Source organism: Rhizobium sp. NXC24 (assembly GCF_002944315.1).
Taxonomy (GTDB): Bacteria; Pseudomonadota; Alphaproteobacteria; order Rhizobiales; family Rhizobiaceae; genus Rhizobium.
This window is the reverse complement of record NZ_CP024314.1, coordinates 919,899-940,240: the sequence shown is the minus strand read 5'-3', so window position 1 is coordinate 940,240 and position 20,342 is coordinate 919,899. Positions and strand designations below refer to the sequence as shown.

Genomic DNA, 20,342 nt, shown 5'->3' with positions numbered 1-20,342 from the left:
ACGATTGCTGACCTCGTTTAGTTCTCAATCTTCCGGATGGCCGGCGGCGGCAAAGCCGCCGCCCTGATAGATCACAGCCGGATCATTCGGGTCTTCCGGCGCGGCGTTCGCCAGAACTTCCGCCCGCCAGGGTGAGGAGCTGTCTTTCGGCTTCCAGCCGAGGAAAGCAGCGTTGCGATTGTCCCACCATTGTTCGTCATTATCGGAGGCGCCGTAGACGATCGTGTGTCCGAGCCGAGGTGTCTCAAAGGCGCGGTCGCAGAGCGTCATCAAATCGCGGGCGCTGAGCCACGTCGCCAGCATGCGCGGATTGCGCGGCTCCGGGAAGCAGGAGCCGATGCGTACGGACAAGGTCTCCTGCCCGAACTTATCGAAATAGAGGCTCGCCAGAGCTTCGCCGTAGACCTTCGAGACCCCGTAAAGTGAATCCGGCCGGGTCGGAACCGTGTTGTCGATACGCTCGTCGCGGCGATAGTAGCCGATCGTATGATTGGAGCTCGCAAAGATGATGCGCGGCTTGCCGGCGGCGCGGGCGGCTTCATAGAGATTGTAGAGGCCGATGATGTTGCCCTGCAGGATCAGGTCGAAGGACTTTTCCAGGGAGATCCCGCCAAGATGAATAATGCCGTCGACACCCTTGACCAGTGCCTCGACGCCGCCGCGGTCGGCGAGATCGCAGGCAATGAAGCGTTCGTTCGGACGCAGATCGTCGATCGGCGCAATATCCGAGAGCACGACGGCTTCGGCGATCTGCGAAAGAAGCGGCCGCAGTGCCTGGCCAACGCCGCCGGCAGCGCCGGTCATCAACAGAGTTTTCAGCATGGTTTTCTCCCATATCGGTGTCATCGAAGTAGAACTTATAATATGGGCTTTCGCTCGTCATCATATATCTGTAATCTCCCTGTTCGAAACTTGGGGATGTCGGAATGCCGAGAAGCGCAGCGATCAAGACAAGGGAGCGTAACGAACGGCCGACGGGCCGGCGCAATTTGGTGGACATTGTCGGCCGGCAACTGCGCCAGGAGATACTTGGCGGCGTCTTGAAGCCTGGCGAAAAATTGCCGAGCGAAAGCGGCCTCACCGAACGATATAAGGTCAGCCGCACCGTCATTCGCGAAGCGATCGCTTCAATGCGTGCGGATGGACTAGTCGAGGTGCGCCACGGCATCGGCGTCTTCGTCCTTCACGCAAGGCCGCCCTTCCCCGCCGCGGGCTTGCTGGACACCGATCCGGGTCGGATCTCCTCCATCATCGAAATGCTGGAATTGCGCGCCGCGGTGGAAACCGAAGCGGCTGGCCTCGCCGCCGCCCGCCGCTCGCCGGCGCAGGACGAGGCGATCATCGAGCGGTTCGAAGATATCGATCATGCCATGGAGCGCGGCATCGCGACATCGGAGGCCGATTTCGCGTTTCATCTCGCCATTGCCGACGCCACCAACAATCCGCGCTTCCGTGAGTTTCTGGAGTTGACCGGCAAGAGGGCGATTCCCCGCTCCTTCCTGCAGGATCAGCCGGACGAAATCGCATCCGCCGACTATCTGGCGCAGATCCAAGCAGAACACCGACGCATTGCTGAAGCCATATCGGATCGCGATGAACACGGCGCACGCGAGGCAATGCGACTGCATTTGAAGGGCAGCCAGCAGCGGTATCGAAGCCTGATCCGAAGGGGAACTTGAACGTAGACATATGATAACAGATTGACTGTTGTCATATGTCATCTATGATCCCGTCAACTCAGAAGGATTTTGGAGGATCATCGTGTCCATGGACCCGCAAGCTCTCAAGGCCGCGCTTGGCGCCGGGCTCTTGTCTTTTCCCGTGACGCCGTTTGGCAAGGATGGCAACTTCAATCGCGCTGCCTATAGCGATCATGTCGGCTGGCTTTCGGGCTTCAAGGCAAGCGTGCTTTTCGCCGCCGGCGGCACCGGCGAATTCTTCTCGCTGGCGCCGGATGAAATCCCGACAATCGTCAGCGCCGCAAAGGCGGCCGCGGGCGATACGCCGATCGTCGCGGGTTGCGGTTATGGCACGCGCATCGCCGTTCAGATCGCTCAATCGGCGGAGAAAGCCGGGGCAGACGGCATCCTGCTTCTCCCGCATTACCTGATCGAGGCGCCGCAGGACGGCATGTTCCAGCATATCAAGGCAGTCTGCGATGCCGTTTCGATCGGCGTCATGGTCTATAATCGCGACAATTCCATTCTGACGGCTGAAACGCTTGCTCGGCTCTGCGATGCCTGCCCGAACCTCGTCGGTTTCAAGGACGGCTCCGGCGATATCGGCCTGGTGCGCAAGATCACCGCGACGATGGGTGAGCGACTGACCTATCTCGGCGGCATGCCGACGGCCGAGCTTTTCGCCGACGCCTATCTCGGTGCGGGTGTCACGACCTATTCCTCGGCCGTTTTCAACTTCGTACCGGCGTTGGCGCAAGATTTCTACAAGGCGCTGCGCGCAGGCGACACGGCGGCGACCAACAAGCTGCTGATCGATTTCTTCTATCCCTTCATGAACATCCGCAACCGCCAGAAGGGCTATGCCGTGTCGGCTATCAAAGCCGGCGTCCGGTTGCTCGGCTTTGATGCCGGTTCGGTTCGCCCGCCGCTGACCGACCTGACCGAACAGGAAGTTGCCATGCTCGATGATCTGATCAGGCCGTACCGCCCATGAAAATCTCCGCTGTTCACACCCATCTGCTCGACCATAAGCTGGATCACGCCTTCGAAAGCGCTTCCATGCGCTTCGACCGCCGCCAGCATTGCCTCGTCGAAATCGTCTGCGATGACGGTACCGTCGGCTGGGGCGAATGCCTCGGCCCGGCCGGCCCCAACGCCGTGGTGGTGAAAGCCTACACCCCTCGCCTGCTCGGCCGCGATCCGCGTGATACTGAGGTGATCTGGCTCGAACTCTACAATCTCCTACGCGATCAGGGCCAACGCGGCCTGACGGTGACGGCGCTCAGCGGCATCGACATCGCGCTCTGGGATATCAAAGGCAAGCACCACGGCACCTCCGTGTCGCGGCTGCTCGGCGGCCGCTTCCGCGAGAATGTGAAGGCCTACGCCACCGGTTCCTTCCGAAAGGATGGCGTCGACCCGGTCTCCGATATCGCCGCCGAAACCGCCGCCTATGTTGCCCAAGGGTTCCATGCGGTGAAGATCAAGATCGGGTTTGATGTCGAAGAGGATATCGCCGTCATCCGCGCCGTGCGCGAAGCAATCGGTCCCAATATACGGCTGATGATCGATGCCAATCACGGCTATGACGCGCTGGAAGCCTGCACGGTCGGCAAGGCGGCTGCGAAATACGGCGTCGATTGGTTCGAAGAGCCGGTCGTTCCGGAACAGCTCAGCGCCTATCGCGCCGTGCGCGCCGGCCAGCCGATCCCTGTCGCCGGCGGAGAGACCTGGCATGGCCGCTTCGGCATGCGCGAGCCGCTGGAAACCCGTGCCGTCGATATCATCCAGCCCGATATCTGTGGCACCGGCGGCTTCAGCGAAATGCGCAGGATTGCCGATATGGCCGCCATCAACGGCGTTCGCCTCGTCCCGCATGTCTGGGGAACGGGTGTCGCCATCGCGGCCGGCCTGCAGTTCATCGCCGCCCTGCCCCCGGACCCGCCGCGCCGCAATGGCCGGCCGCCGATCCTGGAATTCGACCGCACCCACAATCCATTCCGCCAGGCCGTGCTGACAAAGCCGCTGGATCATGTGAACGGCGTCGTCGCCATTCCCGATGGCCCCGGTCTCGGCATCGAGATCAACCGCGACGCGCTGGAGCAATACCGGCTGAAGGATTGAGCGGATAAATTCGGCAGGAATTTCGGCCGTTACGGCTGAACGCTATCGATATTGTTTGTGGCCCAAGACCCCTGTTTTGGGCCATACCACATCACCCAATCTTCGCGGTGACCAGCTCCGAACCATAGGCATCCCGCAATTCGCCCTCCTCACCCTTAGCCCGATCGACCGCCTTGTGGATCAGGATTGACGTGTAACCTTCCGTGGCGGTGCCCTCGATCAATGTGACATCCGCATTTCCTGGATTGTCCGAGCGTTCGAACCAATCGACGGAATGATGCAGAAAATTCATTTCGAACGCCCTGTTGGTGACGCCGTGGCCAACGATAATGACATTGTTTCTGCCATGCTTAGCCTCGTGCATGACCGTCTGGAGGAATAGGCGGACCCTCTGCGCCACATCCGCCCTGCTCTCGCCGTCGGGAGGCCTTGCATAGAATTTCCCGTTGTTGTTACGCAGCCTGGCCCATTTTTCGAATTCCTCGGGAAACTTCCGTTTCTGTTCTGCACGATCATAGATTTCGGTGAAGAGGCCGAAATCCTGTTCCCGCAACAGGTAATCCTCCCGAGAGTCGGTGTCGCACTCGCTCGGCAGGACTTCGAGCAAAGCATCCTTGCTCTGTAGCGTCCTCAGATAAGGGGAATACCAGATGCTCAGTTTTGACGCTTCAGCGCTTGGTCGGGCTTTCAGATGGGAGGCGATCACACGTCCGGCTTCCAGCACCTGCCGATAGCCCCACTGCGTCAACGGAACGTTGTGATCACCGAACTGCCGGTAAGCCTGCTCGCTGATGTTGCCAAGGGATTCGCCGTGTCGAACGAGAAAGATGTGCATCACAATCCGCATTGTCTGATCTGAAATCGAGGTCATCATGAATGGGAAGCGCAGAGTGCGCAACGCATTAGCTTCTTTGCCCCGGATGATTTCATGGGATGGATCGAAACGGCAGTCGACCTTTTCGGCTTAGCGCCGCATGCCCGATTTCAAGCAGATTCGGCCCGCGCCTCTGTTTCCGCCCTCAGTGTTTCCAGGCTGACGACTGCCTTGATCGGCAGATGATCAGAGGCGACACGCGCCAATGGCGAGTCATGAACCTCCACTGTCGAGATCAGCCCGCGGCGATTGGCCATGATGCGGTCCAGCGCCAGAAGCGGCAGGGTGGAGGGAAAGCTTGGCACGGCCGGTGGCAGCGGGCCGAAGGCGGCCTGGAAGGTGTTGAGCGACGAGCGGTCGCCGAGCCGCCATTCGTTGAGATCGCCGAGGAGGATGGTCGGCGTGTCATTGTCGGTTCTCATCAGGTCGACGATCAAACGCGCTTGCTGGGCACGGGAGCTATGCAGCAGCCCGAGATGGGCAGCGATGATCCTGAGCGCTCCGCCGCGGGCCAGTTCGATTTCGGCAAGGAGCGCGCCGCGGGGCTCCAGCCCCGGCAGGTTGATCTGATGTACATCGCGCACCGTACCCTGCTTGAACAGCACGACATTGCCATGCCAGCCATGCGCCTTGCTGACACCCGCCACGGGCACGGGAATTAGGCCGGTTTCCAGCTCGAGCCGCCGCAGGTCAAGCAGACCCGTGCGTTCGCCAAACCGCGTATCGGCCTCCTGCAAGCCGATGACATCGGCATCGATTTCATGGATGACCCGGCTGATCCGCTCCGGATCGAAACGGCGATCGGCGCCGACGCATTTGTGAACATTGTAGGAGGCGATCAATGTGCCTGCGGGACGTGCTCGTTCGCCGGCATGCATCGTCCGCGACTTCTTTCTGTTCTTCAACGTTTCGAAAATGCTTGCACGGAGACTCTCGTTCTTTTTCCGCATCTGTCCGTTGACCATTTCCGTTGTCAAAGCCTGCCGAGCGGCGTCTTCAGGAGGAGTATAGGGAGTGATTGCCGGCCTTGTCATGTGAAAAGGCTTGTTTGTAGAAAGACGGACCGCGCCACTTTGTTCAGAGATAGGGCGAACCGAGCCACAGGATCTTTTCTATCAGGCGGACGATGAAGGGGCGAGCGCGCAGCTTGCCGAGCTCGACCGGGATCGCCGTTTCGAGGATCGCGCCGATACGCGCATCGAGCGCGCCCGCAAAGCCGCGGTCCATCACCTCCAGATCGACTTCGAAATTCAGCCGTAGAGAGCGCGGGTCAAGATTGGAAGAACCGACATAGGCCCAGGTGCCATCGACCGTCAGCAGCTTCGAATGATTGAAAGGGCCATCAGCCCGCCAGATGCGGCAATAATCCTTCAGCATCTGATCGAACTGCGCGGTCATGGCACGGTCGACAAGCACAAGATTGTTGGCCGCCGGCACGATGACATCCACTTCGACGCCACGTCTTGCCGCTGTCACCAGCGCGCTGATCAACTCGCGATCCGGCAGGAAATAGGGCGACATGATGCGGATGGAGGTGCGGGCGACCGAGAATGCACCGATCAGCATTTTATGGTTCGTCTCGACGCTGCGGTCGGGTCCGGAGGCAATGACGCGCATGAAGACCGGCGCGCCGGGTTCGTTCGCGGGCGTCCCAATCCGCCAGTGGTCACCGCTGAGTGCCTCGCCGGTGGCAAAACGCCAGTCCTCGGCGGCCGTGTTGAACAGATCGGCGACGGCGGGGCCGGTGACGCAAAAATGCATGTCGCGGGCGCAGTGATCCCCGGCGAACTCCCTGGCGAAACCCTTGCGGATATTCATGCCGCCGGTAAAGGCAATGCGGCCGTCAATGGCCAGGATCTTACGGTGGGTGCGCAGATTGGCATAGGGCAACCTGAGGCCGATGATCACATTGCCGTTGAAGACGTCCACCTGCACGCCGCCTTCTTTGAGATGGCCCATGATGCTCGGCACCGAATACCGTGCGCCGACCGCATCGATCAGCACGCGCACGCTGACGTCTCGTTTGACCGCCTCAATCAGCGAATCGGCGATGCGCAGGCCGATCGGATCGCGGTCGAAAATATAGGTCTCCAGCAGGATGCTGCGTTCGGCGCCATCGATGGCGGCTTTCATCGCAGCGTAGGCGACATCGCCGCTCTCCAGCATTTCGATGGTATTGCCCGTACTCATCGGATAGCGCGCCACGCGGTCGCCAAGCGTCTTCATGGATCCGAAGCGCTCGCCAAAGATCCGGCGCACGACTTCGCCCTGCGCATCGAAGCTCGCGAGTACGCCCGAGGCATCCTTCTGGAACAGGACGTTGCGCTGCGAGGTTAGCGAAGCCCGGCGGATGCGGTTGATACCGGCCACTGCATAGAGCAGAGCCCCCACGATGGGCGACAGGATGATGACGCCGACCCAGCCGATCGCCGCGCGAACCTCTTCCTTCGTCATCGCCGCATGAATGGCCGCTGCCGCCCCCATGGCGATGGAAAGGACAGCGAGGATTTGGCCCCAATGGGCAATCACCAGGTCAAACATGGGGGGAGTATAACTTTGCCCGTGAAAGCTGCAATCGATCGCAAGGTCTATTCCCGGTCCCGTCGACAAAACGTTCTATGAAAAGACTGTGTATTAGATGTTTTTAAATTGAATGACGATTATGCTCTCGCCATATTGGCGGTTCGGTCGCTTCGCTATCGTCCATCACAGTACACGAGCGAAGCACCTGGCGCAGCCTGGGCATTGAGACAGGGAGAGTTTTGCTCCGTGGTCCCTCAGAGCCGGCATGCCGGCTGCTCGGGAAGGCATGAAAGCCCGCATTTCAAGACGGGCATTTTTTCTTCAACCATGTTCAATAATGCGAACGGAGGACGGCAATGTTGGAATCCCGGGACGAATGGATCAAGAAGCGCGCCTACGCCATATGGGAGGAAGAAGGATATCCTTCCGGCCGTGATACGGTTCATTGGGAACAGGCGAGCAGCGAGCGCATCGCGCTTGAGAAAAAGGCCGGAAAGAAGGAGAAGGTCGACACTAAACCTAAGACCGACTCCAAACCCAAGATAAAGGGTCAAGCGGCTGCTGTAATGGCTGCGGCCGTTGCCGGAGCGACCGCAAAGGCCGCGACGAAACGAGCGTCAAAAAAGACCGGTGACGCGAAGATCTGACGTAAACTTTGCGGTTGGTGAGACAATCGGCGACATGATCGGCCCGGGTTGAGTTCGGGCCGTTGGCTTGTTGCGCCATGTTGCCGAATTTTCGCAAGGATTTCGGTAAATTACGCGTCCTGCGCGAATAGATGTCACATATCCATGGTACGTAGCGAAAAGGGAACTTCGCCAGGGTAATAACGACATGAATCGCGTTGAAGTCTTTGTTCTGGCTGTCGGGGCAGGCTGCTGCTTGGCGGCTGGATCGACGTAAACCCATGCTATCCCTCCTCCTTCTCGCCACTCTTTATCTCTTCGCAGCGCTGGTTCTGATCTTCATCATCGACCGCTCTGTCGGCATCATGTTCCCCGCATCGACTGAGGATACGCGCACCGCGGCGCACCCTCCCCTCCCAGATGCTTCGAACTGATCGCCCATATTCCTGCTGAAATCGGAACTTTTTCCGTGGCGTTGGGTTGGTTTTCTCACAGGCAACAAGGAGAAACATCATGCCCCGAGGAGACAAATCCGCATATACCGACAAGCAGAAGCGCAAGGCTGAACATATCGAGGAAAGCTACGAGAGCCGTGGCGTTTCCGATGAAGAAGCCGAACGTCGTGCCTGGGCGACCGTAAACAAGGAAAGCGGCGGCGGTAAAAAATCCGGCTCCGGCCGAGGCCATAGCGAAAGCCACGCATCCTCTGAAAAGGGCGGACGCATCGGCGGCAAGGCATCCGCGAGCCGCTCTGCGAGCGAACGTTCCGCATCGGCAAAGAAGGCCGCTGCAACGCGCAAACGCAACGAGCACCGCGCTCATCACTAACGTCAAATTCTTGAGGAAGGAGCCCTGCTATGGCCCGATCCCAAAAGAAGAAATGGTCACATGACGTGACCGAGAACAGCGACGCCTTGGACTTGAAAGACGGCGTCTTCAAATCGCGCGATCCCAAGGCCATTGCCGACTCTCTCAAGCATTCCGCAGAGGCGAGCGATCGCCGCAAGTCCAGCCCCTTCCGTTCCGCTATGTCGATGCTAAATTTCTATATCAATCGCGCCGGCAGCCATCTCAGCAAGCGGCAGAAACAGACGCTCGAAGCCGCCAAGGATGAGTTGCGCAAGGATTTTGGCCGCGAACCGAAATAGACCTGCAACGGGACGGAAGGATTCTTGAATGCCCTATGAGCTTTACTACTGGGACGGCATCCAAGGCCGTGGCGAGTTTGTGCGCTTGGCGCTCGAAGAGGCCGGCGCCGACTATATCGACATCTGCCGGGGTCCTGCGAGCGAAGGCCAAGGCATTCACGCGATGATGGCGGTGATGAAGAGCAAATCCGAGGCGCATATACCGCTTGCCCCTCCTTTCCTGAAAGACGGCGATCTCATCATCTCCCATGTCGCCAATATCCTGATGTATCTCGGTCCGAAACTTGGGCTCACACCTGAGGATCCAGCCGCGCGCCATGTCGTAAACGGATTGCAACTGACGATCACCGATCTTGTTGCCGAAGTGCACGATACGCACCATCCGATCGCCACCTCAAAATATTATGAGGAGCAGAAGGAGGAGGCCAAGGCCCGCGCTGCCGAGTTCATCGATAATCGCATGCCGAAATTCCTCGGCTATTTCGAACGCGTTCTGCGGCAAAACCCGCACGGGCCAGCGCACATATTCGGCGATCGGCTGACCTATGTCGATCTGTCTCTATTCCAGGTGTTCGAAGGACTGCGTTACGCCTTTCCTCGTGCGACGTCGCAACTGAGCACTCAATATCCGCACCTAGCAGCTCTGCATGATGCCGTCGCTGAACGGCCGAACATCGCCCGCTATCTCAAATCTGAGCGCCGCATTCCTTTTAATGAAGACGGCATCTTCCGGCACTATCCCGAATTGGATAAAAATGCGGCATGAGCGAAGCAGCTTTGTTGGCTCGGTTCCTGCCGGTCTGCTGGGGCATTTGGGCAGTAATTTGGTTTGTTGCATCGTTCCGCGTCAAGAAGACGACGCGGAGCGAAGATCCGTTGTCACGGCTATCAAACACGGCACCTATCTGGATCGGCGCTTTTTTGCTGGCGGCGCCGCCATCTTGGCTCGGCCTCCTGTCCTTCCGGCTCCTCCCGCAAGATCTGATCTATTACGGCATCGGCGCGGCTCTGACCGTCATCGGCCTCGCCTTCGCCGTCTGGGCGCGCTATCACCTCGGCCGTAATTGGAGTGGCGTGATCACCGTCAAGGAAGATCATGCGCTCATCCGCACCGGCCCCTACGCCATCGTTCGCCATCCGATCTATTCCGGCCTGCTGCTTGCCGTCATCGGCTCTGCAATCACCCGCGGCCATATCGGCGCGATGCTCGCGATCGCATCCATGTTGTACGCCGTCCTGCGCCGTGTCCGCATCGAGGAGCGCTGGATGAGCGAGACATTCGGCCAAGCCTATACGGACTACAAGGCCGAGACGCCAGCGCTGGTGCCGTTCGTCGCGTAGGATTTGTCGTAAAGCGTTGCGATATGCCGGCACCCCCTGATCCTATTGAAAGGCGGTTCGACTATCCGGTATCGCCCCACTAGCTTCTATGTCGGAGGCACCGCTGGCGTAAGACCATGACGGATCATGATTTCCGCCATTTTCGCCCGATCTGGCGGACCTCCGGCGGCCGCGTTGAGCACCGCGAAGGCCTCGCGGAAATATTCCGGCCCGATCGCTGCCGGTGTGGCCACACAGAGTGCCTTTACGTCCTGGCCGCCGTTGTTATCAAACCGATGAACGGCGCCGCGCGGAATGCACAGTACCTGCCCCGGCCCGACGTCGATCTGCTTTTCATCCACCGTCCAGGTCAGCACCCCTTCGAGGCCGTAGATCGTCTCCTCGTAGTGATTGTGGCTGTGAGCCGGCGCCGGCAGTCGCAGCGCGGCGGGGACCATGAGTTCGAAGGCCGCAATGCTGTCGTTCGAGTTGTCCGCAGTCACAAGGAAGCGAACGGCGAACCCTTTGGAACCAATGGTTTCGTCGGAAGGATTGACACGGAGATTAGCGGTTTCATGTGGCATTGCAAAGCTCCCATCGGTAAATTAAATTTACCGTCTAGAAGTAAATGAAGTTTACCGGGTCGTCAATGTCTACAGTCACGAAAGCTTGCCGATGAAGACCGAAGATATACTGATAGGGGCCCTGCTACGCGTGCCCGCCCAGGCAATTCAGCGCCGGTTGATTAAGGGGCTCAACGCCACCGGCTTTGAGGAACTGCGTCTGCCGCATATGGCGGTTCTGCAATTTCCAGGACCGGACGGGGCAAGGCCGGGTATGATCGCCGAACGCGCCGGCATGAGCAAACAAGCCATCAACCAGCTACTCCGCAGCCTCGAGGGCTTCGGCTATATTGTCCGCTCCGATGTTCCAGGCGAAGGCAACGCGCGTATCGTCCGCTTTACTGAACGCGGACACGCTGCATTCGGGAAGATGGTCGACATATTGCGCGACATTGAGGACGAGTGGCGCGTCGAGCTCGGGCCGGAGCGTTTCGCCGAACTCAAGGCGCTGCTGTTTGACGTCTGGGACAGTCCACTGGTGCGCTAGATCAAATCATTTGCAACGCGTTCTAGCTTCTCAGCGGTTCGGCCGCCTCGAAGAAATCGGCCCACGGGTCGGCGGAGCGTTCGTCGAGCCGTGAGGCTGCATTTTTTACCGTGAATGACGACGGGCCGGTGCGATCCGTCAATTCGTCCCAGGCAAGTGGCATCGAAATCGCCGCTCCCGGTCTTGCGCGGGTCGAATAGGCTGCTACGGCCGTATTGCCGCGGCCATTGCGCAGATAGTCGATGAAAATGTGGCCGGCCCGTTTCGCCTTCGCTGCGACGGAGAGGTATTTTTCGGGATTGTCGGCGCTCATGCCCTCCGCGATCGCTTCCGCAGCGGCTTTGACATCCGGCCACGCAGCCTTTGGCTCGAGAGGGGCGACGACATGCAATCCCTTGCCGCCGGACGTCTTGACGAAGGAGGCAAGGCCCAAAGCCTGGAACCGTTCCTTGATTTCCTTAGCCGCCGCAATGACCGCGCTCCAGGCAACATCCTCGCCGGGATCGAGATCCATGATGATCATGTCCGGCTTTTCCCAATGCGCCGTTGTCGCGCCCCAGGGGTGGATTTCGAGGGAGGCGGATTGGACCAGTGCAACAAGGCCGTCGAAATCCTTGATCCGCAACAGCTTTTCCCCGTCCTTTTCCTCCGGGTCGGCTATCTCTTCGATATGCCGATTGATGCCTTTCCAAGCATGCTTCTGAAAGAAACGCGGACCCTTTATGCCATCCGGGCAACGCAGCAATGCCAAGGGCCGATCGACGACGAAAGGCGCCATGCGCGGCCAGGCAAGCGCGTAATAATCGACCAGATCCTGTTTGCTGACGCCGTCGTCCGGCCAATAGATCCGCTCCGGATGCGTCAATTGCACGGAGGTCTTTACAAGGTCTCGTGTGGGCGTCTTTGCCATATCGCGTACGCTCCATCATGGATATTGACGCCGCCTAAAACGATCGCGCCGGGCATAGGTTCCATTCCCCGACGCAGGAAGTCGATTGCCGGCCCTCGCCTTACGGCATCAACTGGCCGCCGTTGACCTCGATGACCTGCCCGGTGATGTAGCCGGAAAGGGTCGGTGAAGCGAGGAAGAGGTAGGCGCCGACGCAATCTTCCGAGGTGCCGACAAAGCCCATCGGGATGGTCCTGCGCTGCAGTTCCATCTGCTCATCGTTGGTGTAGCGCTCATGGAAGGGCGTGGCGATGACGCCTGGTGCCACGGCATTGACGCGGATCTTATCGGCGACGAATTCCTTGGCATGGCCATGGGTGATGGTCGAAACGAAGCCCTTGGAGGCGGCATAGAGGATCGCACCGTTGCCGCCGCCGTTGCGGGCGGCAATCGAGGTAGTATTGATGATGAAACCGCCCTGTTTCTTGAGATAGGGATGGGCAGCGCGCGTTGCGGCTAGGACCGAGCGGGCGTTGAGATTCATCACGCGCTCGTAATGTTCATCGGTCATTGCGGAGGTCGGCACACGACCGAGCATGCCGCCGGCATTGTTCACCAGGCCATCGAGTCCGCCGAATGCCTTCGCTGTCTCATTGACGACGCGCTCAGTCTCGCCATCCTGCGAGACGTCGCCCTGGACCAGATGCACATGGCCGCCGCCGGCGGTGATCTCCGCTGCCAGCTTTTCGGCTGGTTCACGGCTGGCGTTAAAATGGATGCCGACCTTCATCCCCTGCTGGGCAAAAGCACGGGCAAGAGCTGCGCCGATACCGGTCGATGCACCGGTTATCAACACCCGCTTGCCGGCGAGATCAGGAATGCGGATGGAAGCGAGTAGTTGCGCAAGTTCTGCCATGACAGCTCCTCCTGAATGTCAAAAACGTAAAAGCTTAAAACAATTGGCATCGGTAATATCAGTCGGAATTGCGATCAGGCAATGCATGCGCCGCCAACAAAAAGCGGGCGGCAGGGAAACCCCCGGCCGCCCGCCGTCAAATTCCTGTGATGCCGTCAGACCCGCTCGAGCGCGATCGCGATGCCTTGGCCGACACCGATGCACATGGTCGAGAGTGAATAGCGTCCGCCGGTCTCCTTCAATTCCAGCGCCGCCGTGCCGGTGATGCGAGCGCCGGACATGCCGAGCGGATGGCCAAGCGAGATGGCGCCGCCGTTGCGATTGACGCGGGCGTCCTCGTCGGCAATGCCGAGCTCGCGCAGTACCGCAAGACCTTGCGAGGCGAAGGCTTCGTTGAGTTCGATGACGTCGAATTGCTCCTGTTTCAGGCCGAGTCGGGCCATCAGCTTGCGGGATGCCGGCACCGGGCCGATGCCCATGATGCGCGGCGGCACGCCGGCGGCAGCCCCGCCGAGGATACGGGCAATCGGCGTCAGGCCGTATTTCTTCGCCGCCGCTTCCGAAGCGATAATCAGCGCCGCCGCACCGTCGTTGACGCCGGAGGCATTACCGGCGGTCACCGTGCCGCCCTCCTTCTTGAAGGGCGTGCCAAGCTTTGCCAGCGCTTCCATCGTCGTTGCGCGCGGATGTTCGTCCTTGCCGACGACGATCGCATCGCCCTTGCGCTGCGGGATCGTTACCGGCGTGATCTCCTTGGCAAGCCGGCCATTTTCCTGTGCGGCCGCAGCCTTGGCCTGCGAGCGGACGGCGAAGGCGTCCTGGTCTTCGCGGCTGACCTTATAATCCTCCGCAACGTTCTCACCGGTTTCCGGCATCGAATCAACGCCATACTGCTTTTTCATCACGGGATTGATGAAGCGCCAGCCGATGGTGGTGTCGTAGATTTCGGCATTGCGGGAAAAGGCGCTATCGGCCTTCGGAATGACGAAGGGCGCGCGTGACATGCTCTCGACGCCGCCGGCGATCATCAGTTCCGCCTCGCCGGAGCGAATGGCGCGTGCTGCGGTGATAACGGCGTCCATGCCGGAGCCGCAAAGGCGGTTGATCGTTGTGCCCGAAACGGAAACCGGCAGGCCGGCGAGCAGCGCCACCATACGGGCAACGTTTCTGTTATCCTCGCCGGCCTGGTTGGCGCAGCCGTAGATCACGTCGTCGACCGCTTCCCAATCGACCGAACCGTTGCGCGCGATCAGCGCCTTCAGCGGCACTGCACCGAGATCGTCGGCGCGGACGGAGGAAAGCGAACCACCGAAACGGCCGATCGGCGTGCGGATATAGTCACAGATAAAGGCTTCGGTCATCAGGCTGCCTCATGTGCTTTCTTGGTGCGTGCGTTGATATCGCGCAGAACGCAGAGTTCGGTTTCGGTGGGCGCCGGCGTCTCGATCACCTCGTCGGCAAACTTGATCGCCCAGCCGCAATTCTCCGATATCTGCTCACGGGTGACACCCTTGTGGATCGACACGACGGTCAACTCCTTGGTCACCGGATCCGGCTCGAGAATGCAGAGATCGGTGATAACGCGAGTCGGGCCTTTCGTCTTCATGCCAAGCCGTTCGCGATGGTTGCCGCCTTCACCGTGGCCCATCGAGGTGATGAAGGGCAGCTTTTCGACGAAGCCACGCTTGGAAAGCGCCATGGTGATGAAGATCTGGCCGCAATTGCTGGCGATTTCCGGCGCGCCGCCGCCGCCCGGCAGGCGAACCTTCGGATGATCATAAGGGCCGACGACCGTGGTATTCAGATTGGCAAACCGGTCGATCTGCGCGCCGCCGAGAAAGCCCGTCGTAACCCGCCCGCCTTGCAACCAGTAACGGAACATCTCCGGCACCGAGACCGTGAAGAGCGCGGTATCGCAAAGCTCGCCGTCGCCGATCGAGAGCGGCAGCACATCCGGCTTGGTGCCGACGGTTCCGCTTTCATAGATAAGCGTAATGTCGGGCGCATGTGTCAGTCGAGCAACGTTGCATGCGGCCGATGGCGCGCCGATGCCGACGAAGCAGACGTCATCATTGGTGAGTGCACGCGCCGCGGCGATGGTCATCATTTCCGTGGGGGTAAAATCGGTCATCTCCGCCTCCTCACGCTGCGTTCTTTTTTGCATATTTGGCGAAATCTTCCGGCCTGGCTTCCATGACATTCTCCCTGATCCAGGCCTGGAAGCTGTCACGGTCGCGGGCGATTTCGTCCCAAGCAATGTAGAAGGCGTTCGAGCGCGCATAATAACCCTGCGCATAGGAGGGGAAGGCGCCGCCCGGCACATGCGCAACCGAGGTTACCGCCCAGGTCGGCAGCACGACGGAATTCGGCGATGGCGGGTTCAGTTCGTCGACGATCTCCTCGACCGTGACGATCGACCGTCTGGCAGCAAGCACCGCCTCCTTCTGCACGCCGACGATGCCTTCGAGCAAGACATTGCCCTTCCGGTCGGCACGCAGCGCGTGGATGATCGTGACATCCGGCCGGATCGCGGGAACGGCGGCCAGCACTTCGCCGGTGAACGGGCAAGTCACGCTTTTGATGTTCGGATTGACCTTCGGCAGGTCGGCGCCGATATAGCCGCGCAGCATGGCGAAGGGCAGGTTCGCCGCCCCCGCCTCATAGGCGTTTGCCATGGCCGCATGCGAATGTTCCTCGATCTCCAACGGCCGCGGCCACTGGTTCTCGACGGCGTCGCGGAAGCGATGCAGCGAGCCGACGCCGGGATTGCCGCCCCAGGAAAATTTCATGCCGCGCGCGGCACCGACGCCGATCAACTGGTCGTAGAGGATGTCCGGCGTCATGCGGATCAGGTAAAGATCCTTCTTCCCCTGCCGGATGACCTCGTGCCCGGCGGCATAGGGGATGAGATGGGTAAACCCTTCCATGGCGACGGTATCCCCATCCCGCACATTTTCCGCCACCGCTTCCGAAAGCGATACGATCTTCGCCATGAGGCCTCCCAAAATAGTCATGTGGTATGGGCGTCAATAAGCGCCTCCAGGTGACCGACGTCAAATATTTTGTGCGTTATTTGACTTTTGTTCATATATCGCACAAAATGCTTTTACCTGGAGGAAGACTATGCGTGAAACTGATTTCGTAAGCGGCTTTGCCAAAGGATTGAAAACAATCGAAGCCTTCGGCGAGACGCGCCAGAGACTATCGATCGCCGAGGCGTCGAAGCTAACCGGACTCGATCGCGCAACGGTGCGCCGCTCGCTGCTGACGCTCGCCGAACTTGGTTATGCCGACTACGACGGAAAATTCTTCGCGCTGACGCCGAAAATCCTGCGGCTCGGCCATGCCTATCTTTCGGCGACGCCGCTTCCGACGATCATCCAGCCCTATCTCGATCAACTTTCAGAGCGCGCCGGTCACAACGCTTCCGCTTCGGTGCTGGACGGCACAGAAATCGTCTATATCGCCCGCGCCTCACAACGCCGGGTGATGTCGATCAACCTCACACCCGGCAGCCGCCTGCCCGCCTATTGCGCCTCCATGGGCCGCGTCTTGCTCGGCGCCTTGCCGGAAAATGAGGCGCGCGCCGTGCTTGCCCGCACGGAGATCAAGGCCAATACGCCGAATACGAAAACAGATCCGGAAGTGTTGATGGCCGAGTTTCGCCAAGTACGGGCTCAGGGCTATGCCGTCATTGACCAGGAGCTGGAAATCGGCCTCTGCTCCATTGCCGTTCCCGTGGAGAACGATCGCGGCCAGACGGTTGCGGCAATCAATATCGGCGCGCCGGCGGCCTATGTTGCCGCTGCCGAGATGGCGGAGCGCTATCTGCCGCTGCTGCGGGAAACGCAGAAGATGCTGCGGCTGGTTCTGCGTTAGCCTTCACGTCCCTCGAAGCACGAGGGCGGGTGATTGGACTCCGATTTTCGATTGCCTTGCTCACATTCCGAGCCTCTGTCGTTCCTCAATGCGCCATGCGCGGGGTGTCTGGCCGGTTTGCTTGACAAAGAAGCGCGAGAAATAGGTGGGATCGGTAAAGCCCAGGCGATAGCTGATCTCCTGCACGCTGCCCAAGGTAAAGACCAATTCGCGCTTGGCCTCGTCCACCAGCTTGCGGGCGATGAGCTCATGGGCGCCATGGCCGGTTTTGGCGCGTACGATGCGGTTCAGATGTGTCGGCGAGATACCGAGCGCTTCGGCGTAAAAGGCGGCGGGTTCGTGGGAGCGGAAATGCCGCTGGATGAGGCCGTTTAGTTTTTCCATCCGTTGTTCGCCTTCGTCGGACGCACCCTGCCCTTCGCTTTCCTGCTGCGAAAGACGAGCGGTCAGTAGCAGCGCCGAGGTAAGATAGGCTTCGAGCAGGTCGTTGCGGCCGCCACGGCGATTGGCGAACTCGCCGCCGAGCCGCTTCAAGGTTCCGGCGACATAGGCCGCATCTGGATCACTCAGATTGAGCCGCGTCAGATGCGGCGCGGCCAGCCATTCGCCAAGCCGGCTGCGATCACCCGGCGCGGCCTTCAGATGCGAGATCAACACGGTGATGACCAAGCCGTCGATATCCCTGGAAAAACGGAAACCATGATTGAGGCGCGGCGGGATGGTGATGACCGCGGGCGGTATGATGGCGTGGCTCTCGCCGTCAAAGATCGCATCGCCAGAGCCGGCATCTATGCACAGGATCTGAAAGAAGCTTTCGTGGCGATGTGGTCGGATTTCCCAATGATGGAGGCTGCTGCGCGATGGGATTGTCTCGCAATGCAGCCAGAAATCCGGCCCTTTTCCCGTATTTTCGCCGTAGAGTTCATAGGTCGGCACTGGTTTCGACAAAGCTACCTCCCTCCATCATGTTCGATTTGTGCAATTAGTTGGGTGAAATGTCCATTGTTGGCGCCCTCGCCGCCGCGCAGAATTGGGAAAAAAGACGAAGCGTGGGAGGACATCATGCGCACTCAGGTCGCCATTATCGGTTCGGGTCCGTCCGGCCTGCTCTTGGGGCAGTTGCTGACGGAGGCCGGGATCGACAACGTCATCCTCGATCGCGTCGGCAAGGACCATATCCTCGGACGCGTTCGCGCCGGCGTCCTGGAAGAAGGTACGGTAGGGCTGATGGACAAGGCGAAATCCGGCGCGCGTCTGCATGCTGAGGGCTTGCCGCATAACGGCTTTTCACTTGCCTTCGACGGCCGCGATCATCGCATCGATCTCCATGATCTCACCGGAGGCAAGCGCGTCACGGTCTACGGCCAGACGGAACTCACCCGCGATTTGATGGCACATCGCGAACAGAGCGGCGCTTTAACAATCTACGAGGCCGTCAATGTTCAGCCGCATGATTTCGACGGAAGCTCACCTTATGTCACCTACGAGAAAGATGGGGTAACCCACCATATTGATTGCGATTTTATCGCTGGCTGTGATGGTTTTCATGGCGCGGGTCGCAAATCGGTTCCGGAGAAATCGATCCGCAGCTTCGAGAAAATCTATCCTTTCGGCTGGCTCGGTCTGCTCGCCGACGTTCCGCCGGTCAATCACGAGCTGATCTATGCCAATCATCCGCGCGGATTTGCGCTCTGCTCCATGCGGTCGATGACGCGCAGCCGCTATTACATACAATGTCCGCTGGATGAGAAAATCGAGAACTGGAGCGACGACCGTTTCTGGGACGAACTGCGCCACCGTCTGCCCACGCATCATGCCGAGGCGCTGATCACCGGGCCTTCATTTGAGAAATCGATCGCGCCGCTGCGTTCCTTCGTCGCCGAGCCTATGCGCTTCGGTCGCCTGTTCCTCGTCGGCGACGCGGCCCATATCGTGCCACCGACCGGGGCCAAAGGCCTGAACCTTGCGGCGAGCGATGTGCATTATCTCTTCTCGGGTCTTGCCGAACATTATCAGGATCGCTCCAATACCGGCCTGGACGCTTATTCAGCCCATGCGCTCGCTCGCGTCTGGAAGGCGGTGCGCTTCTCCTGGTGGATGACGACGGTGATGCATCGTTTTCCCGACACCAGCGATTTCGACCAGAAAATACAGGAGGCGGAACTGGATTATCTCACCCATTCCCGCGCCGCCTCGACCGTGCTGGCGGAGAATTATGTCGGCCTGCCCTATTGAGACGGCCTAGCTCTTCTTTGCCACCTCGGCCGCCGCTTCCCGTATCGTCTGCATCAGGATCGATAGCGGCATGGTGGGGATGGCGTCGGTGCGCATGGTGAGGCCGACGGGGCCTCTGGTCTCGCTGGTATCGATCGGCAGCAGGCTGAGCAGACCGTCCTCGACATCGCTGGCGACGACGCCGGTGGAGATGATCCAGATGGCGTCGCTCGATCGCACAAAGGCGCGGCCGAAGGAATCCGATACCGTCTCGATCTGGTTCGGCAGGCTGGCAACGCCGTTGGCGATCAAGAAACTCTCGACGAAGGGACGTATGATCGAGCCGCGCGTCGGCATCAAGACCGTGTATTTGCCGAGATTGGAAAACAGCGATTGTTTCACCGCCAGCAGCGGGTGCCCTGCCCGCACCACGAAGACGACCTGCTCGGAATAAAGATGCTCAAAGGAAAAGCCGGCCATCTTGTCGGGACCGGCCAGGCGGCCGACGACGAGATCGAGATCGCCGACACGGAGTTGCTCCAGCAGCACCGCGTTTTCGCCGGTGACGATCTTGATGCGGCTCCAGGTTTCCTCCTTCAGGAATAACTCCATCGCCCGCGGCATGATCCGCGTGGAGACCGTAGGCAAGGCACCGATCCGGATCGGCGGCGCTTCGCCGGAGCGCTCCTGCGAAATGGAGTCGAATCCCTGTCTGAGCGCAGTCAGCGCCGCCCCGGCATGGCGCAGGAAGACTTCGCCGTAACGGGTAATCTTGATGCCGCGCCCGTCACGCTCGAAAACCGCGACGCCCAGCGCCTCCTCCAGCTCGCGGATAGTCTTGGTCACCGCGGGCTGGCTGACATGCAGGAGTTCGGCCGCCTTGATCACGCTTTTCTGGCGCGCGACCTCGACAAAGGTCTGGAGATGGCGGAATTTGACGCGGGAGTCGATCATGGTTTTCATAACTCATAGGTTATTGAAAAGCCAAGAAATATCATTTTACCTAACCAGATTAAACCTCCAATCTCGTTGTTAGAGGA

Annotated in this window: 24 protein-coding genes; 12 read left to right on the top strand and 12 right to left on the bottom strand. The window is 59.8% G+C overall.

Going from position 1 to position 20,342, the window contains the following annotated elements:
• Window positions 1–24: 24 nt before the first annotated feature.
• Complete coding sequence (locus tag NXC24_RS28420; RefSeq protein ID WP_104826716.1) at window positions 25–822, bottom strand: NAD(P)-dependent oxidoreductase; 798 nt, start codon at window positions 820–822, stop codon at window positions 25–27.
• 104 nt (window positions 823–926) lie between these two features.
• Here NXC24_RS28420 and NXC24_RS28415 point away from each other — a divergent pair, with 104 nt between their 5' ends.
• From NXC24_RS28415 to NXC24_RS28405, 3 genes are all read left to right on the top strand, one after another.
• Window positions 927–1,679, top strand: a complete 753-nt coding sequence (locus NXC24_RS28415) for a FadR/GntR family transcriptional regulator (protein WP_104826715.1) — start codon at window positions 927–929, stop codon at window positions 1,677–1,679.
• Window positions 1,680–1,767: 88 nt separating this feature from the next.
• Window positions 1,768–2,673, top strand: coding sequence for a 5-dehydro-4-deoxyglucarate dehydratase (gene kdgD / locus NXC24_RS28410; protein WP_104826714.1), 906 nt, complete (start codon window positions 1,768–1,770; stop codon window positions 2,671–2,673).
• Window positions 2,670–3,803: a mandelate racemase/muconate lactonizing enzyme family protein gene (locus NXC24_RS28405; protein ID WP_104826713.1), complete on the top strand. Its 1,134-nt coding sequence runs from the start codon at window positions 2,670–2,672 to the stop codon at window positions 3,801–3,803. Before kdgD ends, NXC24_RS28405 begins: the two co-directional genes overlap by 4 nt.
• A 91-nt stretch (window positions 3,804–3,894) precedes the next feature.
• Here NXC24_RS28405 and NXC24_RS28400 read toward each other — a convergent pair whose 3' ends face one another.
• From NXC24_RS28400 to NXC24_RS28390, 3 genes are all read right to left on the bottom strand, one after another.
• A complete protein-coding gene (locus NXC24_RS28400) occupies window positions 3,895–4,638 on the bottom strand; it encodes a phosphoglycerate mutase family protein (protein ID WP_104827877.1) in 744 nt (247 codons plus the stop codon).
• Window positions 4,639–4,787: 149 nt separating this feature from the next.
• Window positions 4,788–5,627 carry an endonuclease/exonuclease/phosphatase family protein gene (locus NXC24_RS28395; protein ID WP_104826712.1) on the bottom strand — a complete coding sequence of 280 codons (840 nt, stop codon included), beginning with the start codon at window positions 5,625–5,627 and terminating at the stop codon, window positions 4,788–4,790.
• A gap of 127 nt (window positions 5,628–5,754) precedes the next feature.
• Window positions 5,755–7,218 carry a phosphatidylserine/phosphatidylglycerophosphate/cardiolipin synthase family protein gene (locus tag NXC24_RS28390; protein ID WP_104826711.1) on the bottom strand — a complete coding sequence of 488 codons (1,464 nt, stop codon included), beginning with the start codon at window positions 7,216–7,218 and terminating at the stop codon, window positions 5,755–5,757.
• Between the two features lie 338 nt (window positions 7,219–7,556).
• Between NXC24_RS28390 and NXC24_RS28385 the strand changes: the two genes are divergently transcribed.
• The 6 genes from NXC24_RS28385 (at window position 7,557) to NXC24_RS28360 (ending at window position 10,315) form a co-directional block, all read left to right on the top strand.
• Window positions 7,557–7,847 carry a DUF2934 domain-containing protein gene (locus NXC24_RS28385; RefSeq protein WP_104826710.1) on the top strand — a complete coding sequence of 97 codons (291 nt, stop codon included), beginning with the start codon at window positions 7,557–7,559 and terminating at the stop codon, window positions 7,845–7,847.
• 260 nt (window positions 7,848–8,107) lie between these two features.
• Entirely contained in the window at window positions 8,108–8,260 is a 153-nt protein-coding gene (locus tag NXC24_RS35595; protein WP_199773649.1) for a hypothetical protein, read from the top strand.
• A 79-nt stretch (window positions 8,261–8,339) separates the two neighbouring features.
• Window positions 8,340–8,654 carry a plasmid stabilization protein gene (locus NXC24_RS28375; RefSeq protein ID WP_104826708.1) on the top strand — a complete coding sequence of 105 codons (315 nt, stop codon included), beginning with the start codon at window positions 8,340–8,342 and terminating at the stop codon, window positions 8,652–8,654.
• A gap of 29 nt (window positions 8,655–8,683) precedes the next feature.
• The gene (locus NXC24_RS28370; protein ID WP_104826707.1) at window positions 8,684–8,974 is read left to right on the top strand and encodes a DUF3175 domain-containing protein; all 291 of its coding nucleotides are present in this window, start codon (window positions 8,684–8,686) and stop codon (window positions 8,972–8,974) included.
• Between the two features lie 28 nt (window positions 8,975–9,002).
• Window positions 9,003–9,740 (top strand): glutathione S-transferase, encoded by a 738-nt coding sequence (locus NXC24_RS28365; protein ID WP_104826706.1) that lies wholly within the window; start codon window positions 9,003–9,005, stop codon window positions 9,738–9,740.
• Window positions 9,737–10,315 carry an isoprenylcysteine carboxylmethyltransferase family protein gene (locus NXC24_RS28360; RefSeq protein ID WP_104826705.1) on the top strand — a complete coding sequence of 193 codons (579 nt, stop codon included), beginning with the start codon at window positions 9,737–9,739 and terminating at the stop codon, window positions 10,313–10,315. The genes NXC24_RS28365 and NXC24_RS28360 overlap by 4 nt, the downstream gene beginning before the upstream one ends.
• A gap of 86 nt (window positions 10,316–10,401) precedes the next feature.
• Here NXC24_RS28360 and NXC24_RS28355 read toward each other — a convergent pair whose 3' ends face one another.
• Complete coding sequence (locus tag NXC24_RS28355; RefSeq protein ID WP_104826704.1) at window positions 10,402–10,878, bottom strand: cupin domain-containing protein; 477 nt, start codon at window positions 10,876–10,878, stop codon at window positions 10,402–10,404.
• Between the two features lie 91 nt (window positions 10,879–10,969).
• Here NXC24_RS28355 and NXC24_RS28350 point away from each other — a divergent pair, with 91 nt between their 5' ends.
• The gene (locus NXC24_RS28350) at window positions 10,970–11,404 is read left to right on the top strand and encodes a MarR family winged helix-turn-helix transcriptional regulator (protein WP_104826703.1); all 435 of its coding nucleotides are present in this window, start codon (window positions 10,970–10,972) and stop codon (window positions 11,402–11,404) included.
• A gap of 22 nt (window positions 11,405–11,426) precedes the next feature.
• Here the strand turns inward: NXC24_RS28350 and ligD are convergent, their stop codons facing one another.
• The 5 genes from ligD to NXC24_RS28325 form a co-directional block, all read right to left on the bottom strand.
• The gene (gene ligD / locus NXC24_RS28345) at window positions 11,427–12,314 is read right to left on the bottom strand and encodes a non-homologous end-joining DNA ligase (protein ID WP_104826702.1); all 888 of its coding nucleotides are present in this window, start codon (window positions 12,312–12,314) and stop codon (window positions 11,427–11,429) included.
• A 100-nt stretch (window positions 12,315–12,414) separates the two neighbouring features.
• Entirely contained in the window at window positions 12,415–13,209 is a 795-nt protein-coding gene (locus NXC24_RS28340; protein ID WP_104826701.1) for an SDR family oxidoreductase, read from the bottom strand.
• Between the two features lie 155 nt (window positions 13,210–13,364).
• Entirely contained in the window at window positions 13,365–14,570 is a 1,206-nt protein-coding gene (gene pcaF / locus NXC24_RS28335) for a 3-oxoadipyl-CoA thiolase (RefSeq protein WP_104826700.1), read from the bottom strand.
• The gene (locus tag NXC24_RS28330; RefSeq protein WP_104826699.1) at window positions 14,570–15,340 is read right to left on the bottom strand and encodes a CoA-transferase subunit beta; all 771 of its coding nucleotides are present in this window, start codon (window positions 15,338–15,340) and stop codon (window positions 14,570–14,572) included. The genes pcaF and NXC24_RS28330 overlap by 1 nt, the downstream gene beginning before the upstream one ends.
• Before the next feature lie 10 nt (window positions 15,341–15,350).
• Window positions 15,351–16,202, bottom strand: coding sequence for a CoA transferase subunit A (locus NXC24_RS28325; protein WP_104826698.1), 852 nt, complete (start codon window positions 16,200–16,202; stop codon window positions 15,351–15,353).
• A gap of 130 nt (window positions 16,203–16,332) precedes the next feature.
• Between NXC24_RS28325 and NXC24_RS28320 the strand changes: the two genes are divergently transcribed.
• Window positions 16,333–17,088, top strand: coding sequence for an IclR family transcriptional regulator C-terminal domain-containing protein (locus tag NXC24_RS28320; protein ID WP_104826697.1), 756 nt, complete (start codon window positions 16,333–16,335; stop codon window positions 17,086–17,088).
• 60 nt (window positions 17,089–17,148) lie between these two features.
• Here the strand turns inward: NXC24_RS28320 and NXC24_RS28315 are convergent, their stop codons facing one another.
• Complete coding sequence (locus tag NXC24_RS28315) at window positions 17,149–18,036, bottom strand: helix-turn-helix domain-containing protein (RefSeq protein ID WP_104826696.1); 888 nt, start codon at window positions 18,034–18,036, stop codon at window positions 17,149–17,151.
• A gap of 114 nt (window positions 18,037–18,150) precedes the next feature.
• On the opposite strand from NXC24_RS28315, the gene pobA reads away from it, so the two are divergent.
• Window positions 18,151–19,323 (top strand): 4-hydroxybenzoate 3-monooxygenase, encoded by a 1,173-nt coding sequence (pobA, locus tag NXC24_RS28310; RefSeq protein WP_104826695.1) that lies wholly within the window; start codon window positions 18,151–18,153, stop codon window positions 19,321–19,323.
• A gap of 6 nt (window positions 19,324–19,329) precedes the next feature.
• Here pobA and pcaQ read toward each other — a convergent pair whose 3' ends face one another.
• Window positions 19,330–20,256: a pca operon transcription factor PcaQ gene (gene pcaQ / locus NXC24_RS28305; protein ID WP_104827876.1), complete on the bottom strand. Its 927-nt coding sequence runs from the start codon at window positions 20,254–20,256 to the stop codon at window positions 19,330–19,332.
• Window positions 20,257–20,342: the final 86 nt, after the last annotated feature.

Bases quoted from the DNA above. Each gene is read 5' to 3' on its own strand.
- NXC24_RS28420 (WP_104826716.1), bottom strand. From the start codon at position 822: ATGCTGAAAACTCTGTTGATGACCGGCGCTGCCGGCGGCGTTGGCCAG.
- NXC24_RS28415 (WP_104826715.1), top strand. From the start codon at position 927: ATGCCGAGAAGCGCAGCGATCAAGACAAGGGAGCGTAACGAACGGCCG.
- kdgD (WP_104826714.1), top strand. From the start codon at position 1,768: ATGGACCCGCAAGCTCTCAAGGCCGCGCTTGGCGCCGGGCTCTTGTCT.
- NXC24_RS28405 (WP_104826713.1), top strand. From the start codon at position 2,670: ATGAAAATCTCCGCTGTTCACACCCATCTGCTCGACCATAAGCTGGAT.
- NXC24_RS28400 (WP_104827877.1), bottom strand. From the start codon at position 4,638: ATGCACATCTTTCTCGTTCGACACGGCGAATCCCTTGGCAACATCAGC.
- NXC24_RS28395 (WP_104826712.1), bottom strand. From the start codon at position 5,627: ATGCGGAAAAAGAACGAGAGTCTCCGTGCAAGCATTTTCGAAACGTTG.
- NXC24_RS28390 (WP_104826711.1), bottom strand. From the start codon at position 7,218: ATGTTTGACCTGGTGATTGCCCATTGGGGCCAAATCCTCGCTGTCCTT.
- NXC24_RS28385 (WP_104826710.1), top strand. From the start codon at position 7,557: ATGTTGGAATCCCGGGACGAATGGATCAAGAAGCGCGCCTACGCCATA.
- NXC24_RS35595 (WP_199773649.1), top strand. From the start codon at position 8,108: ATGCTATCCCTCCTCCTTCTCGCCACTCTTTATCTCTTCGCAGCGCTG.
- NXC24_RS28375 (WP_104826708.1), top strand. From the start codon at position 8,340: ATGCCCCGAGGAGACAAATCCGCATATACCGACAAGCAGAAGCGCAAG.
- NXC24_RS28370 (WP_104826707.1), top strand. From the start codon at position 8,684: ATGGCCCGATCCCAAAAGAAGAAATGGTCACATGACGTGACCGAGAAC.
- NXC24_RS28365 (WP_104826706.1), top strand. From the start codon at position 9,003: ATGCCCTATGAGCTTTACTACTGGGACGGCATCCAAGGCCGTGGCGAG.
- NXC24_RS28360 (WP_104826705.1), top strand. From the start codon at position 9,737: ATGAGCGAAGCAGCTTTGTTGGCTCGGTTCCTGCCGGTCTGCTGGGGC.
- NXC24_RS28355 (WP_104826704.1), bottom strand. From the start codon at position 10,878: ATGCCACATGAAACCGCTAATCTCCGTGTCAATCCTTCCGACGAAACC.
- NXC24_RS28350 (WP_104826703.1), top strand. From the start codon at position 10,970: ATGAAGACCGAAGATATACTGATAGGGGCCCTGCTACGCGTGCCCGCC.
- ligD (WP_104826702.1), bottom strand. From the start codon at position 12,314: ATGGCAAAGACGCCCACACGAGACCTTGTAAAGACCTCCGTGCAATTG.
- NXC24_RS28340 (WP_104826701.1), bottom strand. From the start codon at position 13,209: ATGGCAGAACTTGCGCAACTACTCGCTTCCATCCGCATTCCTGATCTC.
- pcaF (WP_104826700.1), bottom strand. From the start codon at position 14,570: ATGACCGAAGCCTTTATCTGTGACTATATCCGCACGCCGATCGGCCGT.
- NXC24_RS28330 (WP_104826699.1), bottom strand. From the start codon at position 15,340: ATGACCGATTTTACCCCCACGGAAATGATGACCATCGCCGCGGCGCGT.
- NXC24_RS28325 (WP_104826698.1), bottom strand. From the start codon at position 16,202: ATGGCGAAGATCGTATCGCTTTCGGAAGCGGTGGCGGAAAATGTGCGG.
- NXC24_RS28320 (WP_104826697.1), top strand. From the start codon at position 16,333: ATGCGTGAAACTGATTTCGTAAGCGGCTTTGCCAAAGGATTGAAAACA.
- pobA (WP_104826695.1), top strand. From the start codon at position 18,151: ATGCGCACTCAGGTCGCCATTATCGGTTCGGGTCCGTCCGGCCTGCTC.
- pcaQ (WP_104827876.1), bottom strand. From the start codon at position 20,256: ATGATCGACTCCCGCGTCAAATTCCGCCATCTCCAGACCTTTGTCGAG.